General features: G+C 37.4%; 24 protein-coding genes, 2 tRNA genes and 1 pseudogene. 14 read left to right on the forward strand and 13 right to left on the reverse strand.

Translation table 11 applies throughout. The features are described from left to right. Positions 1-201 precede the first annotated feature (201 nt). A complete protein-coding gene (locus IQ237_RS21770; RefSeq protein ID WP_194059019.1) occupies positions 202-699 on the forward strand; it encodes a hypothetical protein in 498 nt (165 codons plus the stop codon). 40 nt (positions 700-739) lie between these two features. On the opposite strand, the gene IQ237_RS21775 is transcribed toward IQ237_RS21770, so the two are convergent. Further along, positions 740-1390: an IS607 family transposase gene (locus IQ237_RS21775; protein WP_194058982.1), complete on the reverse strand. Its 651-nt coding sequence runs from the start codon at positions 1388-1390 to the stop codon at positions 740-742. Positions 1391-1568: 178 nt separating this feature from the next. On the opposite strand from IQ237_RS21775, the gene IQ237_RS21780 reads away from it, so the two are divergent. The 9 genes from IQ237_RS21780 to trmFO all read left to right on the forward strand — a co-directional run bounded on the left by IQ237_RS21780 (position 1569) and on the right by trmFO (position 8791). Then, positions 1569-2237 carry a pentapeptide repeat-containing protein gene (locus IQ237_RS21780; RefSeq protein ID WP_194059021.1) on the forward strand — a complete coding sequence of 223 codons (669 nt, stop codon included), beginning with the start codon at positions 1569-1571 and terminating at the stop codon, positions 2235-2237. Between the two features lie 314 nt (positions 2238-2551). After that, positions 2552-3376: an SDR family oxidoreductase gene (locus IQ237_RS21785; protein ID WP_194058984.1), complete on the forward strand. Its 825-nt coding sequence runs from the start codon at positions 2552-2554 to the stop codon at positions 3374-3376. A gap of 21 nt (positions 3377-3397) precedes the next feature. Further along, positions 3398-4327, forward strand: coding sequence for an alpha/beta fold hydrolase (locus IQ237_RS21790; RefSeq protein ID WP_375539917.1), 930 nt, complete (start codon positions 3398-3400; stop codon positions 4325-4327). 251 nt (positions 4328-4578) lie between these two features. Then, positions 4579-5142, forward strand: a complete 564-nt coding sequence (locus IQ237_RS21795) for a Uma2 family endonuclease (RefSeq protein ID WP_194058986.1) — start codon at positions 4579-4581, stop codon at positions 5140-5142. Between the two features lie 43 nt (positions 5143-5185). After that, the gene (locus IQ237_RS21800) at positions 5186-5398 is read left to right on the forward strand and encodes a hypothetical protein (protein ID WP_194058988.1); all 213 of its coding nucleotides are present in this window, start codon (positions 5186-5188) and stop codon (positions 5396-5398) included. Between the two features lie 635 nt (positions 5399-6033). Next, positions 6034-6627 (forward strand): element excision factor XisH family protein, encoded by a 594-nt coding sequence (locus IQ237_RS21805; RefSeq protein WP_194058990.1) that lies wholly within the window; start codon positions 6034-6036, stop codon positions 6625-6627. Positions 6628-6711: 84 nt separating this feature from the next. Further along, positions 6712-7041: a DUF433 domain-containing protein gene (locus IQ237_RS21810; RefSeq protein WP_194058992.1), complete on the forward strand. Its 330-nt coding sequence runs from the start codon at positions 6712-6714 to the stop codon at positions 7039-7041. Next, positions 7038-7388, forward strand: a complete 351-nt coding sequence (locus tag IQ237_RS21815) for a DUF5615 family PIN-like protein (protein ID WP_246605387.1) — start codon at positions 7038-7040, stop codon at positions 7386-7388. Before IQ237_RS21810 ends, IQ237_RS21815 begins: the two co-directional genes overlap by 4 nt. An 83-nt stretch (positions 7389-7471) precedes the next feature. Further along, positions 7472-8791: an FADH(2)-oxidizing methylenetetrahydrofolate--tRNA-(uracil(54)-C(5))-methyltransferase TrmFO gene (gene trmFO, locus IQ237_RS21820; protein ID WP_194058994.1), complete on the forward strand. Its 1320-nt coding sequence runs from the start codon at positions 7472-7474 to the stop codon at positions 8789-8791. 154 nt (positions 8792-8945) lie between these two features. Here trmFO and IQ237_RS26935 read toward each other — a convergent pair whose 3' ends face one another. Next, entirely contained in the window at positions 8946-9410 is a 465-nt protein-coding gene (locus IQ237_RS26935; protein ID WP_309225798.1) for a hypothetical protein, read from the reverse strand. A gap of 169 nt (positions 9411-9579) precedes the next feature. Here IQ237_RS26935 and IQ237_RS21830 point away from each other — a divergent pair. Both IQ237_RS21830 and IQ237_RS21835 read left to right on the forward strand, forming a co-directional pair. After that, positions 9580-9696, forward strand: a pseudogene (locus tag IQ237_RS21830) (M23 family metallopeptidase); the annotation flags it as partial. A gap of 569 nt (positions 9697-10265) precedes the next feature. Beyond that, a tRNA-Arg gene (locus IQ237_RS21835) sits at positions 10266-10338 on the forward strand. A gap of 175 nt (positions 10339-10513) precedes the next feature. Here IQ237_RS21835 and IQ237_RS21840 read toward each other — a convergent pair. From IQ237_RS21840 to IQ237_RS21855, 4 genes are all read right to left on the reverse strand, one after another. Beyond that, positions 10514-10586 (reverse strand) — tRNA-Phe (locus IQ237_RS21840). 153 nt (positions 10587-10739) lie between these two features. Beyond that, on the reverse strand, positions 10740-11624 hold the full coding sequence (locus IQ237_RS21845) for a metal ABC transporter permease (RefSeq protein WP_194058996.1): 885 nt from the start codon (positions 11622-11624) through the stop codon (positions 10740-10742). Between the two features lie 231 nt (positions 11625-11855). Next, positions 11856-12662, reverse strand: a complete 807-nt coding sequence (locus tag IQ237_RS21850; RefSeq protein ID WP_194058998.1) for a metal ABC transporter ATP-binding protein — start codon at positions 12660-12662, stop codon at positions 11856-11858. Between the two features lie 60 nt (positions 12663-12722). Continuing rightward, entirely contained in the window at positions 12723-13739 is a 1017-nt protein-coding gene (locus IQ237_RS21855) for a metal ABC transporter substrate-binding protein (protein WP_194059000.1), read from the reverse strand. Positions 13740-14074: 335 nt separating this feature from the next. Between IQ237_RS21855 and IQ237_RS21860 the strand changes: the two genes are divergently transcribed. Beyond that, a complete protein-coding gene (locus IQ237_RS21860) occupies positions 14075-15628 on the forward strand; it encodes an iron uptake porin (protein ID WP_194059002.1) in 1554 nt (517 codons plus the stop codon). Positions 15629-16032: 404 nt separating this feature from the next. Here the strand turns inward: IQ237_RS21860 and IQ237_RS21865 are convergent, their stop codons facing one another. Then, positions 16033-17763 (reverse strand): NFACT family protein, encoded by a 1731-nt coding sequence (locus IQ237_RS21865; protein ID WP_194059004.1) that lies wholly within the window; start codon positions 17761-17763, stop codon positions 16033-16035. Positions 17764-18112: 349 nt separating this feature from the next. Further along, positions 18113-18385, reverse strand: a complete 273-nt coding sequence (locus IQ237_RS21870; protein WP_194059006.1) for a hypothetical protein — start codon at positions 18383-18385, stop codon at positions 18113-18115. A gap of 223 nt (positions 18386-18608) precedes the next feature. On the opposite strand from IQ237_RS21870, the gene IQ237_RS21875 reads away from it, so the two are divergent. Then, on the forward strand, positions 18609-18791 hold the full coding sequence (locus IQ237_RS21875; protein ID WP_220608606.1) for a hypothetical protein: 183 nt from the start codon (positions 18609-18611) through the stop codon (positions 18789-18791). Position 18792: 1 nt separating this feature from the next. On the opposite strand, the gene IQ237_RS21880 is transcribed toward IQ237_RS21875, so the two are convergent. The 5 genes from IQ237_RS21880 to IQ237_RS21900 all read right to left on the reverse strand — a co-directional run bounded on the left by IQ237_RS21880 (position 18793) and on the right by IQ237_RS21900 (position 25975). Further along, on the reverse strand, positions 18793-19053 hold the full coding sequence (locus tag IQ237_RS21880; RefSeq protein ID WP_246605615.1) for a UPF0175 family protein: 261 nt from the start codon (positions 19051-19053) through the stop codon (positions 18793-18795). Positions 19054-19349: 296 nt separating this feature from the next. Beyond that, positions 19350-20621 carry a glycosyltransferase family 1 protein gene (locus IQ237_RS21885; RefSeq protein WP_194059008.1) on the reverse strand — a complete coding sequence of 424 codons (1272 nt, stop codon included), beginning with the start codon at positions 20619-20621 and terminating at the stop codon, positions 19350-19352. Between the two features lie 1057 nt (positions 20622-21678). Continuing rightward, positions 21679-22164, reverse strand: coding sequence for an RNA-binding protein (locus tag IQ237_RS21890; protein WP_194059010.1), 486 nt, complete (start codon positions 22162-22164; stop codon positions 21679-21681). Positions 22165-22451: 287 nt separating this feature from the next. Continuing rightward, a complete protein-coding gene (locus IQ237_RS21895) occupies positions 22452-23225 on the reverse strand; it encodes a hypothetical protein (RefSeq protein ID WP_228020581.1) in 774 nt (257 codons plus the stop codon). 608 nt (positions 23226-23833) lie between these two features. Beyond that, entirely contained in the window at positions 23834-25975 is a 2142-nt protein-coding gene (locus tag IQ237_RS21900; RefSeq protein ID WP_194059014.1) for a M48 family metalloprotease, read from the reverse strand. Between the last annotated feature and the right edge of the window lie 253 nt (positions 25976-26228).

Below are 26228 nucleotides of genomic sequence, written 5' to 3' on the forward strand. Positions count from 1 at the left end.
ATATTACAGCTATTTTCAGGTAAATAAACCACATTTTGATTTAGGTTTCGCGTCAACAATGTAGGGGCGAAGCATTCGGACAATTAATTATCGGTTTTTACCTAAGACTATCATCCGAATGCTTCGCCCTGACTGTGGTCTAAAGACATGAAAACTGCTGTATGTACTGATGAACCATTTTTTAGAAGTACCTGTTTGATTATGACCAATCCCAAAATTTTTTCTACCTCTTTAAATTTTCAAGAAGATTACCCTTGTCCTGTGTGTCGTGTTGGTAAAATTTCCTCTATGCCGTTAATGGAGGCTATGTCTTGTGACTTTTGTCACGAAATTTTTACTGTCAATTTGGAAACACAACAAATTAAAATGCCTTCTAGACAACCGCCCCTGGTTTGGCGGTGGAATGGCTTTAAGTGGAATCAAGCCCAGTTAGAAGGTGTGGAATTAGCATGGGGTTATGTGTTAGCTGCAATTGCTTTTGTGATTTTCCCGACTACTTTAATTGGCATTGGCGCTTATTATTTACCACCCAAACCAGATGTTCCTCTTTCTTGGATACCTTATGTTTGGACATTACTAACATTTTTGTCACATTCAGCAATTATAGTTTGGATTTTTATTGAAGTTTATCAAATTCCCATTAGGGCATATTGGCGTGGGATCACTCAGTGGACAAATGGCATAATTCGTAATTCGTAATATTTCCTTCGGATTTGATAGATAAAAGCATTGCTCGACCTCAACACTGTATTTCTGTGCTGTCTAAATCTGACATATCTTGTATAGGGTTGTCAATAGCATTTTTGAGATGATCCTTGATTTCTTTGGAGTAATTCCTCAATCCGTACAATCGACAAGAAAAGCAGTGGATAATTGCCATTAGGTCTTCCACTAATTCTTGTTGAGGTGATAAAGATTCCTGATTTGCAACTATGATCTGACACCTCACGGAACTTGCTAATTCCATAATAAAGTCAAAAGCAAACCGACACATTCTGTCTTTGTGCGCCACAACAATTGTCGATATTTCGCCTTTAAGCATTGATAACATAATTGATAAAAACTTTTTTCTTTTAAAGTTTAATCCGCTTCCAATCTCTGAAACCCAATCATCAACAGCTAACCCACGACTCAAACAAAATGTTTCCATCGCGGATACTTGGTTTCTGAGTTCGGGTTTTTGGCTACTCGAAGAAACTCTACAATAAACAACTACTTTTCGTTTTGAGTCTACAGGTTTTAATCCCTGGGTAATCAGTAAATCATCTTCAGTATAAAAACGATGCCCCGACAATGTTCTTTTGGCTGGAAGTCTTCCTTCAACATCCCATCTTTGCAAGGTCTTGACTGAAACTCCGATTTTTTTAGCAAATTCATGAGGTTTAAACATAAAGTCACTCATAGGTTTGTCTATGAGTGTACAGGTTTGTTTATTAAATTGTCAACTTAGGTAGGACAAGCTCTTCCCAGTCCCCAGTCACCAATCACCAATCACCAATCACCTGTACCTAAGACAACGACATCTCGCATAATGTAATTATTATTTAAGTTTTCACCTTTACATCATGATGAGCGAACTGGAGCGGTATTATAGAGTTTTAGATTTAGAGCCTGGAGCAACACTAGAAGAGATTAACCAGGCTTACAAAGATTTAGTGTTTGTTTGGCATCCTGATCGCTTACCTAAAGATAACCACCGCTTGCAAGAAAAAGCTCAAGACAAGATAAAAGCTTTGAATGAGGCTCGTGAAAAATTACGTTCCCTAAAAGATCAACCTCAAACTGCAAATTATTCTAGACCTACTCAACCGAAAAAACCATCTTCGAGTTATTATCAACCCACACAAACAAATTACCAAGCACCAAATCAAAATCCTGACTTGAGCGGGAAAGATTTTAGTCGCGCTAATTTGAGTAATAAAGACTTATCTGGCAGAAATTTGAGTTATGCAAATTTAAGCGGTTCTAATCTCAGTGATACTTTTATGCACAAAGTTAATCTTAGAGGTGCGGATTTGTCGGAATCCAATTTATTTAGAGCTAACTTGTTGTTAGCAGATTTGAGAGAAGCAAATTTACGCTCGGCTAATTTGATTGGTGCGGATCTCAGTGGTGCTGACTTGCGGGGTGCTGACTTAACAGGTGCAAGGATTCGTTCAGGCGATCGCTTGCTGGTGAAATTAATCGGTGCTAACTTAACTGGGGCTATTATGCCTGATGGCGCAATTCATCGCTGAAATACCCTGAGTTAATGACAAAAGATGAAGAACTAAGTTAACCTTCCTGCAATATGGGAAACTTAGTAGTATTCCTGATCCCATGAATTTATGAAAAAGAGTATCTTATGTTACAGAAATTTTCAAATGTTCTGATTGAAGCTACTTGAGGGGGTTGATATTTTGTCTCAAAAGGTATTTAGGTTTTGCTGTTTAAATTTTCAGGAAAAAGTTACTGAAAAATTAGCGACAGTTATTACTTAGAAACTCTTGTAATTAACGATTGTGACAAATTGAATTGGACAAGTAATTTAATTTTTCGTATTTAGATAGTCATGAATATAGCAATAATTGGATGTGGTTATGTTGGTTGTGCAGTTTCTCAATATTGGCAGCAAAATAAAAATTTTATTATCACTGCAACTACAACAACTCCTGAGCGAGTCCCTGGACTACAAACAGTAGCTCAAAAAGTAGTAGTCACTAAAGGCAATGATTATGAATCTCTCAATTCTGTCTTAAAAAATCAAGATGTCGTCTTGTTAAGCGTAGGCGCAAAAAGTGGAACTACCTATGAAGAAACTTATTTGGAAACTGCAAAAACTGTAGTTTCTATCCTCAAGCATTCTCCCAATATTCACCACTTGATATATACAAGTAGTTATTCTATTTATGGTGATAGAAATGGTGTTTGGGTAGATGAAGAAACACCACCAGCACCCCCTAATTTTAATGCTCAAATTCTCCGCAAAACTGAAGATGTGTTACTATCAGCAGAAAATGAAAGTCTGCGGGTTTGTATTTTGAGGTTAGGGGGAATTTATGGACAGGGTAGAGAACTGGTGAAAATCTTTGGCAGGGTTGCTGGTACAACTCGTCCCGGTAACGGTGAAGAAATCACAAATTGGGTGCATTTAGATGATATTGTTAGGGCTATAGAATTTGCTCGTCTACACCGCTTACAAGGTATTTATAATTTGGTCGATGATAGCCATCTCACCAGTCGAGAATTAATTGATAATGTCCTGACAAAACATAATTTACCGAATGTGATATGGGATGCAACAAACAAGAGTAACCGTCAATATAATACCTGGGTGTCTAATCAAAAGCTAAAGGATGCAGGATACGAGTTTATTCATCCCCACATCATTTTTTAGCAACTATTGAAGTTGATAATTATGCCGCCAATGTTAGCTAATTCCTCTACCATTTCCGCATCTCCTACCCAATTTTACAATTTGGGAAATTATCGTTGTGCTTATGAAGTACATCAACCGATAAATTCTGAAGTTTCAGGTGTGCCTTTATTATTAATTCATCCTATTGGTGTAGGTTTATCACGGCATTTTTGGCAGCGTTTTTGCTGTGAGTGGTATAATACAAATCAGGGCAATATCATTTACCAACCGGATTTATTGGGATGTGGTGAAAGTGATACACCCAGAAAAGCTTATACACCAATTGATTGGGCAAAACAATTACAGCATTTTTTACAAAATATCGTCCAAAAACCTGTAATTTTAATAGTGCAGGGTGCTTTATTTCCAGTAGCAATTGAATTAGTGAAATTAGAACCTAATTTAATTACTGGACTGGTACTTTCTGGACCAACATCTTGGAGTATCATCACTAAAAATGCTCCTCAATGGCGGCAAAAATTGCTGTGGGCTATTTTTGATTCACCCATAGGAAATGCGTTTTTCCGTTATGCACGTACTCGCAAATTTTTAGTTTCTTTTTCCACAGAAAGACTGTTTGCATCAGGTGATTCTGTTGATGAAGAATGGTTAAATACTTTAATAGCAGATGCTCAAAATATGGGTGGACGCTATGCTGTATTTTCCTTTTTAGCGAGATTTTGGCAACGGGATTATAGTCATGATATTGCAGCTATGCAAAAACCAACATTAGTAGTTTTTGGAGAGCAAGCATCAGCTATTAGTAAAGAAGGAAAAACAGATACAGCAGAAGATAATTTAGCCAGTTATCTTTCTTGTTTACCCCAAGGAAGAGGGATGAAAATTAAGGGGAGAAATGTGTTACCTTATGAATCAACTGTTGATTTTGTAGCGGCAATATCGCCATTTATTCAAGGATTAAGTAGTTGATATTCATGCAACAATAAATAAGATTTTCATGAGTCCACCTGCGTGGACTTTGTTTTTGTCTTATGTCTCAAAAACCTTGCAACTTTTGTCGAGTTCGAGAGATGAAAAAGAAATTTTGAAATTTCCTCTTGCCTCCTGCCTCAACGGAAAGACTTTTTCAGCAAACCCTAGTTAGGTCAGGCTTTTAGTCTGGCCTTTATCTATGATGTAGATAGTAGTAAAATAGGTTTAAATTTCTCAAAGTCATCAAAATGGTACACGCAATACAAAAAACTCTCACATTGGAAGAGTTTCTGCAACTACCAGAAACGAAACCAGCTAGTGAGTATATTGAAGGTCAAATTATTCAGAAACCGATGCCACAGGGAAAACATAGTATACTTCAAGGTGAACTTGTACCTGCAATTAATGTTGTCGTCAAACCTCAAAAAATCGCTCGTGCATTTCCTGAGTTACGTTGTACATTTGGTGGACGTTCAATAGTACCGGATATTGCGGTTTTTGTTTGGGATAGAATTCCCCGTGACGAAAATGGAGAAGTTGCTAATACATTTCTCACCTATCCAGATTGGACAATTGAAATTTTATCACCTGATCAAAATCAGACCAAGGTAACTAAAAATATTTTGCATTGTTTAAAATATGGTACTCAAATGGGTTGGTTAATTGATCCAGGTGAACGGACTGTTTTTGTTTATCACGCAAATCAGCAAATTGAAGTATTTGATGAATTAGATATGTTGATTCCTGTACCTTCTTTTGCTAGTGATTTACAATTGACGGTTGGTGAGTTGTTTGGGTGGTTGTTAGAGTGAAGGTCTAAAATATAATAATTACAGATGTTAATAAGGTAATTTTATGAAACTTACACTGAAATCAAAAGTTGATGCTGATGGTAAATTGTTGTTACAACTTCCTCAACATTTCGCTAATCAAGAATTAGTCATTATTATTAGTGGTGTTTCTGAAGATAAACTACCAACACCAGAAGAATTAGGATATCCTGCTGATTTTTTTGATAAAACTGCGGGAAAATGGGAAGGTGAGGTTTTGGAGAGAGAAAATATATAATATAAACTAGATACACCAAATCCCAGGAAAAAAGATAATTTTGATAAATGGCTGGCAAAAGATAAAGATGCAATTTCTGAATTTCTGGGAGTAACGTCTGGAGATAAAAAAATCATTGAACTTTGGATTATTAAAGCTAATTCTATTTCTTCTTGGGAAGATGCTTATTCTCTATGTAATTAGTTAACCTTACCGTAAGGATGGGAAAAATACAGTGCATGAACGGGTATCCGGGAGTAAGCTAATTTATAACTGCTAAACATAAACTTTAGTATGTACATAGAGACTGCACTAAAACTTACAAGTTTGTAAGTGTTTAAAATACACGGTGAACTCATGGCATCAAATTTTCAGCGCACCGTGTATATCCCATAAAATTTCTCAATACTCGTGAATAAAAAGATACTTAATCACTGAGAAAAGTTATTATTTAGTTTTTGGTGCTATTTTGAAAAAAATAGATATTGACGTTTGCTATTTAACTGTTTATAATTAGTAGTTAAGAAATATACGGTGAACTCATGGCATCAAACATAGTAGCCACCGTATATTTTTCAGCTTTTGATCAAAAATTAAATAAGTAAATAGCTTAGGTTGCGACATCAGCATGAATGTAAAAGTGGACGCATGATGAAATGTCCAGAAAAGATATCTTCCATGATTTAGTTAAACAAGCTCTTACCCAAGAGGGTTGGATTATCTCTGATGATCCTCTATATTTAAGTATAGGTAACTTAAATATTCAGATTGATTTAGGCGCTGAATATTTGATTGGTGCAGAGAAAGAAAATCAAAAAATCGCAGTAGAAGTTAAAAGCTTTCTCAGAGCTTCCAAAATTACAGATTTTTATGTACCCGAAATTATTTATCAAAGATTAGTCAATACCGCCCATGCCACTCAACGTCCTTTAGAAGAAATCATACTACGTGCTTTACAAGTAGGTAGTCCACCTGCATGGGATGATGTACCAGAGGAATTTCAAGCGGAAATTGCCGCTTTAGATAAATTAGATGATCATACTCTCTGGCAAATTTTCCATAGTCATAAAACAGCAACAGATATGGAAGAATATAATACCTTACTTGACAAAAATTCTAGCGGTACATTAGCAGAAAACGAAAGATTAAATTTAATATCCCTCAGACATGAAGCGGATTTGTTTATGTTACGTAAAGCCCAAGCTGCTGTTTTACTGCGTTGGCGTGGATATAGTTTACTAAATCCTTAAATTATTGTGTCTACTTATATTCCTGAAAGTTTAAGAAAACAAATCATATTATGATTATAAATAGCTAGACCAGCGAGTAAATTTATGTCAGTTATTGCAGCTAAAACTTACGTAGAGTATCGGAACGATGGATATTGGGTGGAAGGAACACGGATTTCTCTAGATTCGATTGTCTATGCTTTCCGAAAAGGCTTATCACCTGAAAGTATCGTTCAATCTTTTCCTCTGCTAACCTTAGAACAGGTTTATGGAGGAATCACGTTTTATCTAGCTAACCGCGCTGAGATTGATACTTACTTAGCAGATGAGGAAGCGGCTTTTGATACTATGCCTCAACCACTAGAAACCAGTGATCCTATTTTATATGACAAACTCAAGGCAGCGAAAAAAGCAAGACAGCAGGTGAGATTGTGAATATTCGCTATCAAGCCGATGCTGATTTGAATCAATCTATTGTAACGGGAGTTCTGCGACGAGAACCCAGCATTGATTTTCAAACTGCCTTTGTTGCTGGCTTAGAAGGTGTAAAAGATTCAGAAGTATTAGGAATGGCTGCACAGCAGGGGCGTATCCTTGTCAGCCATGATCGTAAAACAATGCCATCAGAGTTTGCACAATTCATTACCAACAAGCAAAGTACAGGCGTTATCATTGTTTCTCGGAAGTTACCACTTGAAGTCATTATTGACGAACTATTGCTGATTTGGGCAGTATCCAGTGCAGAGGAGTGGCTTAATCGGATTGCAAAATTACCCCTTTGAGGTAAGCTAAAAATGCCGATGCAGCGGCTTGTTCAACAATTTTCAAATATATTTAACCAAACCAAGTAATTAAAAAAACAACTATGACACAACAACCCATACAAGTAATAGGCGGTGGACTTGCAGGAACAGAAGCAGCATGGCAAATAGCCCAAGCCGGCGTTCCTGTTATCCTTCATGAAATGCGCCCTAAACGCTTCAGTCCTGCCCATCATACCGAAAATTTAGCCGAGTTGGTATGTAGTAACTCCTTTGGAGCAATGGCCAGCGATCGCGCAGCCGGTTTATTACACGAAGAACTCCGTCAACTCGGTTCTATTATCATCTCTAAAGCTGATGAACACGCTGTTCCTGCTGGTGGTGCTTTAGCAGTTGATAGAGGACAATTTGGGGAAGACTTAACCCAAACTTTAGCAAATCATCCTTTAATTGATTTCCGCAGAGGAGAAGTTAAAGAAATTCCTGAAGGTATTGTAGTGTTAGCTTCTGGACCTTTAACCAGTCCCGATTTATCCGCAGATTTACAGCGGTTTACGGGGATGGAATATCTCAATTTCTTTGATGCAGCCAGCCCCATAATTAGCGGTGATTCTATTAATAAAGATATTGCTTTTATGGCTTCCCGCTATGACAAAGGTGAAGCAGCTTATCTCAATTGTCCCATGAATAAAGAGCAGTATTTACAATTTCGACAGGCACTTTGTGAAGCTGAACAAACAGAATTAAAGGACTTTGAAAGAGAAACTGCGAAATTTTTTGAAGCTTGTTTACCAATAGAAGAAATGGCACAAAGAGGGGAAGATACTATGAGATATGGTCCCCTGAAACCAGTGGGTTTATCTGATAGTAGAACCGGAGATCGTAACTATGCTGTGGTGCAGTTGCGTCAAGAAGATAAAGCCGGTCAACTTTGGAATATGGTGGGTTTTCAAACTAACTTACGTTGGGGTGAACAAAAACGAGTTTTTAGAATGATTCCTGGTTTAGAAAATGCTGAGTTTGTCAGATTGGGAGTTATGCACCGCAATACTTTTTTAAATGCACCCCAATTAATGTTACCAACTTTGCAATTTAAACAATGTCATACTTTATTAGCAGCAGGACAATTAATAGGAACAGAAGGTTATACTGCTGCATCTGCTGGTGGTTGGTTAGCGGGAACAAATGCAGCGAGAATCGCTTTAGGAAAAGAACCTTTAATGTTACCGAATACTACCATGATGGGGGCATTATTTGAGTTTATTAGTTCCGCTGCACCTAAGCATTTTCAACCCATGCCACCTAATTTTGGTATTGTACCAGATTTGGGTGTGAAAATAAAAATTAAACCAGAAAAATATGGACGTTATCGAGATAGATCCTTAGCAGATTTAGCAAGTTGGAAAACTGCAAACTTAGGATAAATTCAGATCCTCGATTTTTTTTGATATTGTCAATTAATGATATATTAATCATAGAAGTCGGGGATCTCAACTTTATATTTTTCAGAATCAGGATGTCCAGGATTTGAAGATTTACAGGATTTTCATTGAATGTAAACTACCCAGATTTAGATATTTATTCTTTCTCTTTTAATATTACTAAACCATGAATACCTATGGCGGTAATTACACCACCTAATAATCCCCAAGTAGCATCTGCAAAAACATTAATTCGATGGGCTAAAGCTCGATGATAAGCAAATTGTAGACTTCTTTCATTAGCAGTTTTATCTTTTGCTAATTGTTCTACATAGTTTTCAGCTTTGATCAGTGCAGAATAGTCTAAAACAAAAAAATACAGCGATATTAATACTACCGAAAAACCAGGGATAACTAAAGTAAGTAATAAAATTCCTGGGCGTTTCTTCATAATTAGCTTTATTCCTCTCAACACCTCTATTTTAGTAATAATGGTAATAGCAATTATGTCATCATCAACAAAATTTAATTGCTTGACTACATTGATGTTTCCTGCGTGTAGATGCGTTAGTGTATCAGTATCAAGTAACCTCATCAATTTCTGCTCTTCCCCTAGCTGCATAAGTAATAGTTATGGGTGTTAATTTTTGCAAAAGTTTGGGCATAATGCGGTTACGATTTTTACAGCGATCGCAATCTTCCCAAGGTTTGGCTGTTTTGCTACAAAGCCGAAATTTAAGTGATTTTATCAGTCGTCGTCATCAGTTAAAGTTAGTTTATCAGGCAGATCAGCACAAAAAGGACAAGCGATCGCTGCTGTCGGTTCTACCGGGTTATCTACAGGACCACACCTGCATTTTGAAGTCCGTCGCAATGATTCACCTGTTAACCCCGCAGATTATTTATAGCAGGAGTCAGGAGTCAGGAGTCAGGAGTCAGGAGTCAGGAGTCAGGAGTCAGGAGTCAGGAGTAAAACTGATGTCCTAACCACCCTGTCCACGGCTATATAAATTAATTCTGGTTTCTGGTCAAACTCAAAAAGTATTAGGTTTAAATAACAACAATATAGTCAGATATAGTCAAATATTAACATCTGTGGTACAAAAATATGATCAATTTTTGTCTGCATCTGTGATGCAAAATGTGAACGTGTGTGATATACTAGTCTTGAGTTCAAGAAGCGTAGATCCTTGAAAAGTGGTGAAAGTCCTGATCTGAGAGTGCGGAGAGTTAGAATTAACCTAACCATAGTTCCTGTATGCCAGGAAATCCTATAAATTAGACGAAATAAAACATTTTCAAGAGTAGCTAATCAAATCAGAACTGAAAAAAGGTAAAAGTAGTTCGGAACTCTATCTGATGATAGGAACCGAACATTGTGGCTTGTAGTTAGCCCTCTAAGGTGTAGAACCTTAGCAAGCTAGAAATATTTGACTATATTTTAGTAACTATGTTATAATTCCAAATGTATATGTAAGGGCGCGTGGCTCAGTGGATAGAGCAACAGATTCCGGTTCTGTGGGTCGGGGGTTCAAATCCCTCCGCGCTCGTTTGTTTTTACAAGACTAACTGCAAAACTTAAGGTTGGTTTTATATCAATTTTCTCTCACTTCACCTGTGTAAAAAGCTCCCACCATAAACTCGATTCACTATAAACTTGATTGTTTCTAGCATGATAGTCATGAAAACCCTTATCTTCAGGGTTTTCTAGCTATTTAATTCAAATGCCAGGAACCAGACTTGAACTGGTGACACGAGGATTTTCAGTCCTCTGCTCTACCGACTGAGCTATCCCGGCGCGGGCTTTTTTTATGTTCGCCACGATTACTAAATGTAGCAGAGGAAAAAGGATTAGTCAAGGGGTTTATCAAAAAAAATTTTATTTATTTTTGATAGCAACCGCCAAGATAATCAAACCGATATATAAAAAGACTTTCACCCCCATCACTTGTCACCTGTTCCCTATTACCTGCTTCCCGAACTTCACCCCAGCGAAAACAAAGACGAACACCAGGAACTGCACTAGAACGATACTCGGACCAGAGGCCAGGTTAAACACTCCAGAAACCATCATTCCAGCGATGCTACTACAAGAACCAACTATCACCGATAGAATAAGAAAGCGGCTAAAATGGTGACTGATAAGTTTGGCTGTAGCAGCGGGAATGACTAAAAAAGCATTTACCAATAAAACCCCAACAGCTTTAATTGCCACCGCGACGGCTAAAGATAGTAAAATGACAAACCCATAGCGATATAATTGAACAGGAACGCCTTGGACTTGGGCAACATCAGGGTTAAGGGTTAACAAAATTTGCGATCGCAAAGTTGACAACAAAAAAACGCTGCTACCCAACAGCACCAGCAACGTCAAAATTAAATCCGTCCTATCAATGGACAGAATATCGCCAAATAATACCGCCATCAAATTACCACGATATCCCTCAATCATGCTGCTGAGGATCACACCAATAGCTAATGACCCGGATAGGACTATACTCAGAACACTATCACTAGCTAAATCTGTTTTGTCAATTAAATAGAGTACAACTACACCAAAAATTAAAGTAAATGGCAACAACATCCAATGAGGATTTGTATTTAGTAACACTCCTAATGCTACCCCTACCAAGGCAGCATGACCAACAGCATGACTAAAAAAAGATAACTGGCGCAAAGTCACAAAGCTACCCAATAAACCGCCCAGTATTCCCATTAATACAGCACCGATAATGGCACGTTGCATGAACGGGAATTGTAATAAGTTTACCAACTCAGAAAAATTATTAATACCAAACAAAAACCAGTTGCTTTGAACATAAATCAATAAATTCATATCTTTGATTTTACGATGATTTTAATCTATCCTAGAGATAAATAGATTATCTTTCATTTCATCACTAAAAATCCAATTCTAGAAAAACTTTTGTGATGACGATTTTTTCGTTTTACCTATAAATAAATTGATTTAAAAAACCATGATTCAAATTCCTTCATCCCTTACTTTAGTGGTGATTGGTGATTGGTGAAAATAAAGTTAAATGTTAAAACTTCTATTCCCTATTATTTAATGATGGTGTTGATAACGACTAAAACCTGGTCCATAAGTTGCTAAGAGATTTTGTGGTGAAAGGGCAATTTCTGGATGGCCAGAACACACTAAAGTTTGATTCAGACAAAGCACGCGATCGCAATGACGGTTTACCATATCAATATCATGGGAAACCTGTAACACTGTCCAATTTTCCTCCCGTTTTAACTCATTTAGCAAGGCATAAAAATCAGCCGCACCTTGCATATCTACCCCAGCAAAAGCTTCATCCAGTACCAACAATTTGCGCGGACTTACCAAACAATAAGCTAACAATACTCTTTTTAGTTGACCACCACTTAGAGTACCAATAGCTTGATTTCTTAAATGATAAGCATCTGTACGTTGTAAAGCTGCTTTGACTGCGGCTGATTTTTCTTGTTTGTTTTGCCAAAACTTGGATAAAAATAGATGTTGATTTTGACCTTTTACCTTTTCCCTGTCACCTATTCCCAGTTCTACTAACTCACTTACAGAAATAGGAAAACTGCGATCAAAAATAAAGTTTTGTGGCATATATGCCAATTCTTTACGCAAATTTCCTAACCGAGAAATGGGGCGACCAAAAATTTCTATGGTTCCATTACGTCGAGGAATTAAATCTAAAATAGCTTTAACCAAGGTACTTTTACCAGCGCCATTTGGTCCCACTATTGCTGTATCTGTTCCGGGAAATAATGCAAAGGAAACATCCCGTATAGCTAAATAGCTTCCTTGATAGACGGTTAAACCTTCTACTTTTAATATTGGTAATAATGTTTTAGATTTTTGTTCGTCAGTCATTCGATTTTAGATTTTGGATTTTTAATTTTTGATTGTGAATTATCAATTATCAATTATCAATTATTTACATCCTGTTGCTAAACTCTGTAAATTATTTCTCATTGCCTGAAAATAATATTGTGGGTTGGTTTCTCCAGTTTCTAAAGAACTAAGAGGATACAAAGTTAAGTTCAAATCTTGAGAAAGGCTATTCAGTAATTTATTGTCTACTCCTGGTTCACTAAATAAAGCTTTTACTTGGTACTTTTTCACTGCATTGACGGCTTTTTTTACGTCTGCTGGTGAAAGTTGATCTTCGGGAATTTTCACAACTGCAACTTGCTTGAGGTTGTATCTTTGGGCTAGATAAGGAAAGGCATCATGAAAGGTGATAAAAGTACAGTTGGGTGTTTTGCTTAAAGTCTGCTGAAATTCATTATTTAATTTGTCTAATTCTTGAATATAAGCGGCAGCATTTTTTTGATAAACTTCTTTGTTGGCTGGATCAGCTTTAATTAAACCATCTCTAATATTAATAACTTGCTGTTTCGCAAAAACTGGATCTAACCAAACATGAGGGTTTCCCTCTGCGTGTTCATGTTTGTGATCATGATCGTGATTGTGACCTTTTACTTCCTCTACTGGTGATATGTCATCTACTACTTTAATACCTTTACTGGCATCAATTTCTATTAATTTGGAATTTTCTGCATTTTTGATGGTATTGCTAAGAAATTCTTCCATACCTAAGCCATTTTTTACTAAAATTCTGGCTGTGGCGATCGCCTTTACATCATCCGGTGTAGCCTGATATTCATGCACATCTGTACCTGGTGGAATTAAAATCTCTACATCTGCTACATCTCCAACTACAGCTTTCGTAAATAAATACACGGGTAAAAACGTAGTTACTACTTTGGGTTTCTCTGAGTTTTGTACCTTTTGTACAGGTGATGGTGAGGACTGTACACCATTTTCCGCTGTATTATTCTGTGTTTGCTGACAACCAGAGGCAATTAAACAGCAAAATAGAGTAAATATCAGATAAATTCTCTGTTTATAGCTTTTTATCTCTTGTTTTATAATATTCACTGTCATTTGCTTTTCCTTTCTTGAGAATAATTTTTGATTTTAGGTCAACTTTCCATTGAAAATTATACTCATTATACATTAATATAAGAACCATTATCATTTTCACATAATACTGTCAAAAAAATTATTGTCAAAAAAACTATGCACTATTTGCAAGATGCTGTAATTTAAGTAATGTAGATTACATTTTTTTCGGGAAGACTGCTTTAAGATTACGTTTTTTAAGTGCTGAGAGATTTTTAGCTACATAGTTTTAAAAATTACTTTACTCAGCTTTGTCAAAAAACGTAGCAAATAGACTTCTCGGTACAGTTGTGAAATATCAATGGGTGTGTGGAAATATGGCTAAAAAGTGGAATCATCTTACCAGTCCAGCTATTTGCAGCATTATACTATGTGCAAATACATCTGTTTTCGCAAGTGAACCAGCAGGGAAAACAGAAACAAATTATTCTCAGCAAGAGTTAATATCACAAGTTACTTCAGTATCTCAGTTGTCAGATGTACAACCAGGAGACTGGGCATTTCAAGCATTACAGTCTTTAGTAGAACGTTATGGTTGTATTGCAGGTTATCCTAACGGAACTTATCGGGGAAATCGCGCATTAACCAGGTATGAATTTGCAGCAGGTTTGAATGCTTGTTTGGATCGGGTGAATGAATTAATTGCTACTGCAACTGCTGATGGAGTCACAAAACAAGACTTAGCAACTATCCAAAAACTGCAAGAAGAATTTTCTGCGGAACTAGCAACCTTACGGGGGCGTGTGGATGCTTTGGAAGCAAAGACTTCTGAGTTAGAAGCAAATCAGTTTTCGACCACTACTAAACTGCAAGGTCAAGTTGTAGCCGTTGTTAGTGATGTTTTATCAGGTGATCAAGTTAACGGAACACCTATTACAGATAAAAATACTACTCTTGGGGCGCGAGCAAGAATTGAATTTGTCAGCAGTTTTACGGGTAAAGATACACTGTTTACCAGAATTGAGAGTAATAATATCGACACTCCTAACTTGCTAACAGAGGAAGGAAATTTGGCTTTTGAAGCTAGTGGTACTACCACGTCTGTACTGGGAACACTATCGTATAGATTCCCTCTTGGTGAGAAAACCCAAGCAATAGCGATCGCCGCCGGTGGTGCAATAGACGACATTACCAGTACAGTGAACATTTTTGACGGTGATGGTGCTTTTGGTGCTTTATCTACCTTTGGTACACGCAACCCTATTTATAACCAAATAGGTGGTGCGGGTTTGGGAGTAACTCACCAGTTTAGCGATAAGGTGGGAGTAAGTTTAGGGTATTTAGCAGATTCAGCGAATAACCCTGCCAGTGGAAGTGGTTTGTTTGATGGTCCTTATGGTGCTTTGGCACAGTTGACTGTAAAACCAAGCGATCGCATTACCCTTGGTTTAACTTACATCAATTCCTACAATACACGACTAGCTACAGGTAGCAATAACGCCACATCTAACTTTTTTGGAACCAATTCATTTTCCAGTAATTCCTACGGTGTGCAAGCATCCATAGGCATTAGTGATAAATTTGTGTTAGGTGGTTGGGGTGGATATACCAAGAGTGATGTGTTAACAGGTACAAGAGGAGATGTAGATATTTGGAACTATGCTGTCACCCTTGGTTTCCGAGACTTGGGTAAAAAAGGTAACTTAGCTGGTATTATCGTCGGCATGGAGCCAAAAGTTACCAGTACAAGTACCAACTTGACACAATTCAAAGACCAAAACACCTCATATCACATCGAAGCATTTTATCAATATAAACTCAACGACAATATCACCATTACCCCTGGAGTTATTTGGTTAACCGCACCAGACCATAACAATAATAATAATGATGTGGTAATTGGGGCGTTGAGAACTACCTTTAGTTTCTAGGAACAGGGAATAGGGAATAGGGAATAGGGGCAACCACGGGGGGTTTGCCCCTACGTTGTTAAATAAAAAACCAGCCTTCCCACGGGCTGGTCAAAAAAAATTTAAAAACGTTGTTCGTGTTGTCTTCTCAGTAGAGTCAAAACCAAATTGCACGTTCCCAAAATGCAACGGGCAACTTTTCTTAACAAGATTGTAACAGGCGGTACAGATTTTTCTATAAAATTCTCAAAAAATATATGTCCCAAGTTAAGGAAGTCTTTATATTTACAGGCAGATGAGGAAGTTTCGTCAAGGTCTAAAAGTCAGGAAGTTATGACAGGAGTTCAGGAGTTCAGGAGTCAGGAGTCAGGAGTCAGGAGTCAGGAGTCAGGAGGATAAAAAAAGAATTTTCTGTTCCCTATTCCCTATTCCCTATTCCCTATTACTTGTGGTTTTCCCCAAATTATCGTTTCTTGTTTATAAACCACAAGTCCGGGTTTTGCACCTTTGGGTTTATAGACTCGGTTGGGTTGGGTGTAAACAACTGGTACTTGTTCACTTTCACGGCCACGACTAAAGTATGCTGCTAGGTTGGCTGTGTATTCTAAGTCTGCTTCTTCGGCAACTGCGCCGGGTTCTAGTCTCAATAATACGTGACTTCCGGGTATTTCTTGGGCATGAAACCATAAATCATAATCTCCAGCTACCCGAAATGTGAGATAATCATTTTGATTGTTGTTACGACCGATCAAGACTTCAAAACCGCTAGGGGTGCGATAACGATGAAAGTTTGTACTTGCGGTTTCGGTGTTGCTACGACGACGATATTCTAAGTCTTCTAAATATTTTTGTTCTATGAGTTCATCGCGTATTTCTTCTAAAGCTTGTAAGTCTTCTGTATTTTGGTAGTTCTCTATTTGGGAAATGGCGGCTTCTACTTGTTCCAAATAGTCTATTTCTGCTTGTACTTCTAATAATAATGGTTCGACTGCTGCACGGGCGCGTTTGAGTTTTTGATGTTGTTTGTAAAGTTTTTGGGCGTTTTGGACAGCGTTTTTGTCTGGTTGCAGGGCGATCGCCACTGGTTTACCTGTCTCAAAATCATTTAAAATAATTTCAGTCATCCCTGGTTGCCAGTTGTGCAGATGTGCCATTAACAGATCCGCTTGTTGTTTATATTCATCTGCTTGATCTGACTGTTGCAACCTGTCTTTAAAGGTTTGGGCTTTAATATTTAACTTACCCAAAATATTACTTAATTTCTGGGTTAACTGATGACGTAGCTGAGAAAATGTTTGTTGATTTAATTGATCACTATAATATTGATTGAGTAATTCTTGGATATTCTTAGCTGGTGTTATTCCTCCCCAACCTAAAACAGTGTAACCCTTGGCAGTTACCGCAGGTTGAAATTTACCAAGTTCTAAATTTTGTAACCATTCTTGCCATTTGCTAAATAGTCTATCCCAGTCATGGGCGGTTAAAATATCACTATTGGTTTCTGGTGATATATTGGCAGCGAATAACATAGAATCTAACAAAGCTGCACTTAAACCGCTATAACTTTTCAGGAGTTGCTTTTTAATAGCACCTGGTACTAAACTCACCCGTTCTTGCCAGCGTGTTTGAGATTCGTTTAAATTGGGGATAGTTCCCGTGAGTTTGGGTGGTGTTTCGTAAGGTTGACCGGTTTGGATCGGACGAACGCTAGACTGTTGTTGACTAACTTGATGGGCGGCCGTGATAATTTCGTTATTAGCATCGGTGAGAATAGCATTACTATATTTACCCATAACTTCCACATACAGGTGATAAAGTGCTGCTTCTCCTGGACGACGGGCAAATTTAAAGTCTACCACTCGTTCCCAAGGGGCGATAAAATCTATAGCTATTAAAGCTAAACCACCCAACTGATGTATGAGTTGTTGACTGAAAGTGAAAGTATCTGGTGTGCGTGGTGGTGGTTCTGCAATACAAATGCGTGTCGCTTGGGGATGCCATGATATATCTAGCCAGTCACGCTTTTTCATGGTGCGTAAAGCTATGGCTATAGTATGGCGATCGCGCTGATATACTTGTTCTGTGCGTGCGGGTAGCCAGTTAGCGCGGAGTTCGCTGCAAGTTGCGGTGAGGGTGGTAAAGTCTACGGGTTGCAAAATAATTAATTATCAATAATACGGTTTTTAGGTTGAGGTTATATTATAGGATATAGGACTTAGGCAGGAATCACGGAAGAACGAACCGCAAAGAACGCAAAGGACACAAAGGGAAGAAGGTTTAAGAGAGATTTTTAGTTACTACTTGATTTATTATCATTTTTTTGAAGAGGCCGCGCCAAACTGTTTAACAATTTCTTCTTTCTCTGTGTTCTCTGCGCCTCTGCGGTTCGTTTATGAATTTAATAAACAACATATAACAGGAGTCAGGAGGCAGGAGTTACAGGAGGAAAATATTTTTCCCTATTCCCTCTTAACTGTCACCTGTCACCTGTCACCTGTCACCTGTTTATTGCCAAGGTGAAGGAATAGGTGTTGTTGACAGGACTTTATCCGCCATCAGCCTTAAACCTGTTTTACCACAACTGGGACAGGTAATTTCTAGAAATTGGGATGAGGTGACATCTACTTCACTCAAAATACCTTGTTTACAATGCCAGCATTCAAATATAACTCTACTAACTGGTTGATTACAGTCTAATATCTTGACGTGCTGGGCTGGGGTGGGTTGACTGTCTATTTTTCTGGGTTTGGGGAATTTTTTAATTTCTTGAACTTCCATCGTTGTACCTGCTTTACTTTCTATCCACTTTAGCCTTTAGGTGGGGAGATAACAAAGCTATACTCATCCGTTGTTGCACTTGATCGGGAAAAAGGCTGAAAAACCTACCAGATAGCCGACTTCTGTCCAAGTTTGATTATTTTTTGAGATCATGAAAAAAGAAGTTGGGGATATTTAACAAAATACATTTTTTGATTTCACGCAGAGACGCAGAGAACGCAGAATGGAACGAGAAAGAAAAAACCCCAGCTTTGATGAAATAGTATTGCATCTATTACCACTTTTAAAAAACGGCACAACACCAGAAAATCAAACAATTCTCACAGTTTTACAAGATATTGGAGAACGGATAGGAGAAGACAGTTGGAGACTAAAAAGAGAAGGACAACTTTCATTATTTGAGTAAATTAATATCCTCTTTCCTTCCTTTGCGTCTTTGCGTCTTTGCGTGGGAAACAAAAAATTTCCTCGGCTAATTCGACCGCAGTATATTGAAATGGAGAAACCTGATAACGAATCAGAACATCCATAAATTCTATTCTGTTTAAACCTGCTATCTCAGCCGCTTTACCTTGAGATATCGATCCTAATTCATACCATTTAACAGCAGCAGCAATTTTCATGTCTCTAGCTAATTCATCAGGGGATTTTCCTAATGTGTGAAAAATGCTTTCTGGTAATTATATAGATATGGTTGTCATGATTAGGTAGTTGAAATTAATAATATAATTGTAATATAGCAGTCCTGAACCAATACTTTTCGGTTAAGCCCAAAAAATAAAATTCTGTAGGTTGGGTTGAGGAACGAAACCCAACATTTATAGACATTTGTTGGGTTTCACTTTGTTCAACCCAAACTACTAAAATAGAACAGATTTATTGACAGTGGATACATAATTCCTAAAAAATATCCCCTGAAAACCCAGAGGATATCAAAAACCCGTCAAAAAAGATTATTAATTAACTAACCAGCAACCAAAGCTGGCTCTTTTTCTTTAACCGATTGCAGCAGTTCAGTATAAAGCGAATCCAACTGACTCGCCACACCATCCCAACTAAACTTACTCATTACCCGCATATTACCCGCTTTACCCAACTCCGCACGCCATTCAGAATTACCTAAAATCCTGTCAATAGCATTACTAAACGCTGATACATCTTGAGGTGGTACTAACAAACCAGTATTTTCATTCACCACACTAAACTGAAGTCCACCCACATCACTAGCGATCACCGGTGTACCACAGGCCATAGCTTCCACCGCAACCAGTCCAAAAGGTTCATAATGGCTAGGAATCACGCACACATCAGCCGCAGCGTAATAAGTGGGGAGAATTTCCTGTTTCAACAAACCAGGGAAAACTGTACAGTCACCCATCCCCAACTCGTTAACTATTCCTTCAATGCGATCGCGTTCTCTACCATCGCTATTACCTGGTGTACTTCCCCCACCAATAATTAACTTCAGGTTTTTATCACCAAAAAAATGCGACTCCCGCACCGCACGCACCAAAGTTTCTATCCCCTTCCGTGGATCAAAACGTCCCACATATAACACCACCTTAGCATCTTTGTCAATACCTAATTTAGCTCTCGCTGCTTCTCTCTCCACAGAACCAAAACGGCGAATATCTGTACCACAAGGAATAATATCAATATTTCCTTGTTGAGAAACCAAAGTTCTCATGTGTTGTTTTTCCTGTGGACTTGTAGCCACAATTCTTTCTGCTGTTTCTAAAACTTCTTTTTCTACCGCTAGACGTTGACTAGCAACTAAAGGAATATTTTCTATTGTGTTATATTTGACGATGCCTAAAGAATGATATGTATGAACCTGTTTACTTCCTTGGATTTGTTTTAACTGCAAACCTACCCAACTGGATAACCAGTAGTTAGTGTGAACCAACTCATATTTAAAGCCGTTTTCTTTTTGAAATTTTAATAACTGTTCTACAAATTCTGGCAAATATTTAAAGCCGTTATCTCGTGGTACAAATTCCACAGGACCTGCTGTTAACCGAATGGTTCGACAGCGGGAATTATGTTGCACAATATTTTCTTGTTCAACACTTATTTTCCGGCTAAACATATCAACTTGCCATCCTAGTTGGGATAGTGCTTCACCCACTTGACGGACATATACATTTTGTCCTCCAGCCTCTTCTCTCCCTATTTCAATCGCCGGATCACCGTGGACTGAAATTAAAGCAATGCGTTTGTTACTGGTAGAGTTCATAAGTTGTGTGTTGCTGATTATCACAAGGTAGTTTGGGTTTCCAAGTTTACGCTGTTCACGCTTACCTGAATTCTTTAGAAACTTTGATTAATCTTTATTTTAATTTATAAATGATGATTTCAGGGGTAAATTTTCATCAAAACCACATAGTTTTGTATATTAATATTTAATACCTTTGATAGATGACATTCTATTTTTTTGATACTAATAAACAAAATTTTATCAATGATATATCGGACATTAATTAATGCAAAATTAATGCTTAATACGCCGATTAAAAAGCATAAAATACGTGAATTTTAAATAGTTTTATTCACTGATTGACATTATTTGTTTCCCCCATAAAACAATTATTAATTACTATTGAATTGACAATTTCGTTTGGTTTACACATCTTTCATGCTAACAATCTTCTTTGGTGAAATTACTTTTTTTAAACTACAGTTTTTAAAATCCAGTATTGACTTATACTATTATTATGAATTATTTTTTTTTGTTAAATAAGCTACAGTTTTGTAAAAAAGTTATAGCAGGGGGCAGGCGGCAGGAGTTTTTTATTTTGGATTTTGGATTGTTTTTGTCAACTCCAATCTAAACATGACTTACGCAAAATATCTCTCAAACCCTCTTTCCTACCCTTCGGGAACACCTCCGGTGAAAGTGTACTTCGTTCCTTCGTGCTTCATTCTTCCGTGACTTGTGGTGCGTAAGTCCTACTAAAATCTAAAATTTTTCTCCCCAGTCCCCTTAATAAAATTAAGCAGTGCTGAAGCCAGATTTAGCTTTCAACACTGCTTAATGCCTCTGTTATTGTTGGTTGTTTGCACAAAAAACAGTCCACGAGGGCTGGTGATTTCAGAGAAATTTAGTAGCCTTAGCTACAAAAGAACAACCAAAAATTAAAAATCTCCATCATTTGTGATATGGCTGTAGACAAAGTAGTTAGGATATCAGTTAATCATGAAAATCCCACGAGCAGCGAGTTTTACTCCTGACTCCTGACTCCTGACTCCTGCTATATTTGTGATTTTTAATTTTTAGCACTGGACCTGGAGGATCAGGAGCCGGCAGCAGCTAACATTTGTTTGAGTTGTTCTAACTTATCAGCCCAACGGGGATCTGGACGAATCGCATCTGAATCAACTGTACTAGCTGTCTCACGAGATCCACCACCACCACGGCGAGATTTTTTAGATCCTTTTTCACGGCGTTCTTTGTTGGTATTAGGTGCAGGAGTGCTACTACCTTGACTAGCAGCTTTGGGTGCTTGTTCTTCACCTTCATCACCTTTAGTCCGGGGTAATGCCTTTTCTAGTTTAATGGCAGCATCTTTAAACAATTGACCATTATATTTTTCAATAATTTGGTCTGCTTGTTCGTCATTGTTCACCGTTAAAAATCCAAAACCGCGACATTTACCTGTTTTGCGGTCTTTAATCAGTTTAGTAGTGACAGCATCGCCTTCAGCCGCAAATACAGCTTGCAATTCTTGACGATCAATTTCTTCTTTGGGCAAATTACCTATGTATAGGCGAACTGACATGAACTATACCTCCAGTGTAAAAATGAAAATGACAAAACAAAAACATTGACTTGGCTTTGGCTTCTAAATAGATGCTATTAACAAAAATCGCCATAAACCAATTTTTTAATGCCAACTATCAAACTATAGTTTCAAACTACATGAACATACCATAAACATACCATGAACATACCATGAACATACATTTATATCATGTTGTTTGTTCTTAGGGAATCACCCCAACAGGGAGAACTATAACGCCCCTATCCCTTGGCTAAACGCTGTCGGGAATACTTTATATTAAAATATTAAACTACCATTAACATCAACAATTTAGATGTTTGTTTACGAGTCGGTAGTAAAGATTTTAATTTAGCTTTTTGTTGATTGTAATAACGATTAATTGACTTGATAATCTGCCCTTTGATTATAAATTGCACAAATCTAAGTTGGTTAGCAGTTAAAGCTGCTAGGTTATCTCTGCCTACATTAATCGCTGCAATCGCATCTTGTTTTAAGTCATAATCTAACTCCTCTTTTTCATAAACAACTTCTACCACATCATGGTCAATATTGGGTACATTCCTGACTCGATGCAGACAGAAATAAGCTACAACAGTAGGAACGCAAATATGTTTTGGTGATAGATGAATCAAGTCTGCTTTCATTTTGTATTTACTCACGATCTGAGCTATATAAACTAATAACTGTCTGCTCTTTTCTTTGTGTTGATATTTGAGTAATTTGTCTCTGTCTAAAAATTCTGGTTTATTTTCTATGTATGTTTTAATTACTGCCAAAAATTTTAACCAATAGTGATGCAAACCTAATAAGAATTTTTTTGCTCCTTGAGCAGATAACTCTTGATCAGCTTGAGAATACTTTAACTGTTTGGTTAGTAAATCAATATCTAGATATTTATTCTTTAAACTCCAACTTTGGTGGATATATAATTTAACATAATTGTAGAAGTTTTTAGCAAAAACGTACAAATCATCAATCTCCTGTTTATGGGGATAATTTTTTTGAATAATATACCTCTCAATTAATTGCATAATAATCTTAACAATATGCTTATACATACTAACTAATTACCATGACTAAGTTAATACCCACAAGAATATATTTTGTAGCACCATCTGATGTGCTACTAAGTTTATGAATATTAATGCTCATGTTTTTCTATAGATTGGGCGCAATTTTCCAATACCGTTTTTTGTGAGGATGATGCTTATTTAAGACTAAACCGCTAGTATGACCAGCTAATACCATCTTAATTCTTAGGATTCCAAATTTAATAGTCAACCGTCCACTACAGTAAATGAATTCTTTCCAGCTTTAACCCGAAGAACAAAATACCATCTCTTAACATTATCATGGTATTGCCTACGTAGCTAGTTCAGCACTCACATTTTTGCAGATTGCATTATAGCATTATAGCATCGTAGGATACAATACATTTTTGCACAAGGGGATTTTTGGAAACAAAAACCAGCCTTTGGCTGGTCGCTTTCCTGCTGTGTTGGGAAGATTAAAGGGCATGGAATATTAGCAGTAGCAAGATTACTAACTAAGTTGGATGACTGAGTTAGGTCAGTTGCTATTAATTTCATGAACAAATGTAACATTATTGAGTTCAAGTTTGCAACGTTTGTTTACATTTCCTGGGTTTTGAAGGCAGCAAGTGCCATTATCCGGCTATAGATTGGGCTGTTAGCATAATATAAGCTCCCCAAGCTTGGGCGATGACGGCTAAAACAGTGGAAAAAATGGGATGGGGACTATTAATAATTGTGCCATTTTGAGTTTCTAGGGTTTGAATGTCGATCCAAGGTGTTGCCCCTCTTCTTAACCAACCTGTAACGATAATTTGCCTACCTATCAATTCTTGGGGTGTGGTTTTGAGTTCTAACCAAGGAATATGATGTAGTTTCACTAAACCTATGTTTGATTGTAAAATCAGGTCTTGGGCTAGACAGTTGCTAGTATCTCGACGGCCTAACAGTTTACCAGTAAGACGGACGCTGACGCTATCAAGTGGCAAAACCGAGGGGTTTGTTAATAGCTGCAAAATTTGCTCATCACTGTCTAAGCTCAAAGATTTGATTTCTGGGAAAAAGGCATTTAGCCGCATGACTGTACCAATGCTAAAGCCTATCATTAAGAATCCTGTCACAAATGACCAATCATCATAAATCCATTTCAGGTTAAATAAATGCAAGGTGTATGCACTTTGCCAAGCTAACCAAAACAGTCCTGCCAATGTCAAACCCAAAGGAATACCCAACCAAGGGGCAATTTGTAATAAGAAAGATTGCGGTTTAACCTGTAATAACTCTGGATAAATGAAATGCAGTTCTGTTTCTAAATGCCAATGACGGGCGATTTTACACAAATGTTGTAGGCGATCGCCCAATAAAGGATGACTATTATTAATAGTAAACCATTGCCGATAAGGATTGCTATTTTCCCATATTAATAATGATTCCCACGGTAGATGACCGGCAAGGCTACCTAAACAAAGGCTGTGTTTAAAGTCTACTGGGGCTAAAATATTCAAACTTTCTAATTGCCAACTGGTATGTTCTTGTTTTTTGATATCATCAGCAATACCAATGGTCATTTTTAGTAAAGCACGAATTAACCCATTGGGATTACCTGTAATTTCGGCGGCTTGGCGATCGCTCGCATAAAGCCGAAATCGAGAATTAAGTAAAGTTGTACCGGTCAATAAACACCAAATACCATAACTCAAACCAGCCAAACCTGTAGCAGTCCAGCACCAAATTTTCTGCTCACTTTTATTTGCCAAAGTTGAGGCTTGCTGATAAAGTTGATAAATCGGTAAAGTTACCAGCAAAGACAAGGACATCACCCCAAAATCCCAACGGTTAATTTGTCCTAAACCTAAAGCATAAATAGTAGCTATTTCATCATCTGTAAGTTTTTCCAACAGTCCCTGACTGACAACAATCCTGGCGTTACGAGGTAGATTACCATAGGTGAACATCATCGGTGCTGCTATTGGTAAAATCTGGAATGTGGGAACAGGCCAACGTTTTAGCTGACAAGTACGTTGTGTGATCCTCACTGCTTCCCGACTATAGGTAGACAAAATTTCTTTAGATAAAGGTTGTTGCTGATAAAATTCTGTTAGTAACCAATCTAACAACCAAGGAGACAGCACCAACAGAACTAACAATAAGACTAATATTAATGTAGTAAAATCACTATATAAAAATGGCAATGGACTAACATAAGGAAGTTTATCTAAAATCTGATTTGTTAAAGTCATTACCAACTCTAACATGGCGCGTAATACCCACAACAAAGCCATGAAAGTTGCTAAAGCTAATAGTCGGGAAGGAATTAAATTATATTTACGGAGAGGTTGCCATACTTTTGCACGTCTAGCTTGTCGCCAATAAATGCTGGTTGTTTCTGTGGTACTATAGATATTATTGGTATAATTGTTTGATCTGCTGACTTGTGCCTTGGTGATTTGAGTAGAATTGACAATATTCTGTGATTGATGATGTGATTTTGATTTGAGTCTTTTTTGTCGTTTATTTAAATGTTCAAGTGCAACTTTTGCCCATTCTTGAACTTGGGAATTATCACTTTCAATTAAATTTCTGCACAAGGCGATCGCCTTTGATATTTCCCCTGTATGTGCATAAGACATCACTAAACCAACCAGTGCTTGCAAACGGATATCGCTGTCCTCTGGGTTGTTAGCAATAGGCAACAATTGAGTTATTGCCGCATAGTAATTTCCCTCTTTGAGAGCAGCTAAACCCGCCTCCAAAGAGGATTTTTCAGATGAAAGCATAGAATTGTTTTTACTCCAATTTCTTCTAGAACACCGATTCATTAATCGTAAGGGCGAAGCATTCGGACGGAATATCAACTGGTTTCAGCGATAGGTTATCACCCGAATGCTTCGCCCCTACCAGGTAACAAGAGATTAAGAGATTACCTAGCATTACTGAATCGACGCTCTAGGTAAGACACGCTATCTAATTAGAAATTCAACAAATAGATGCGAGTTCCTGAAAAATTCAGAAGTCAGGAGACTGGGGAGG

This window comes from Sphaerospermopsis sp. LEGE 08334, from assembly GCF_015207205.1.
Lineage (GTDB): Bacteria > Cyanobacteriota > Cyanobacteriia > Cyanobacteriales > Nostocaceae > Sphaerospermopsis.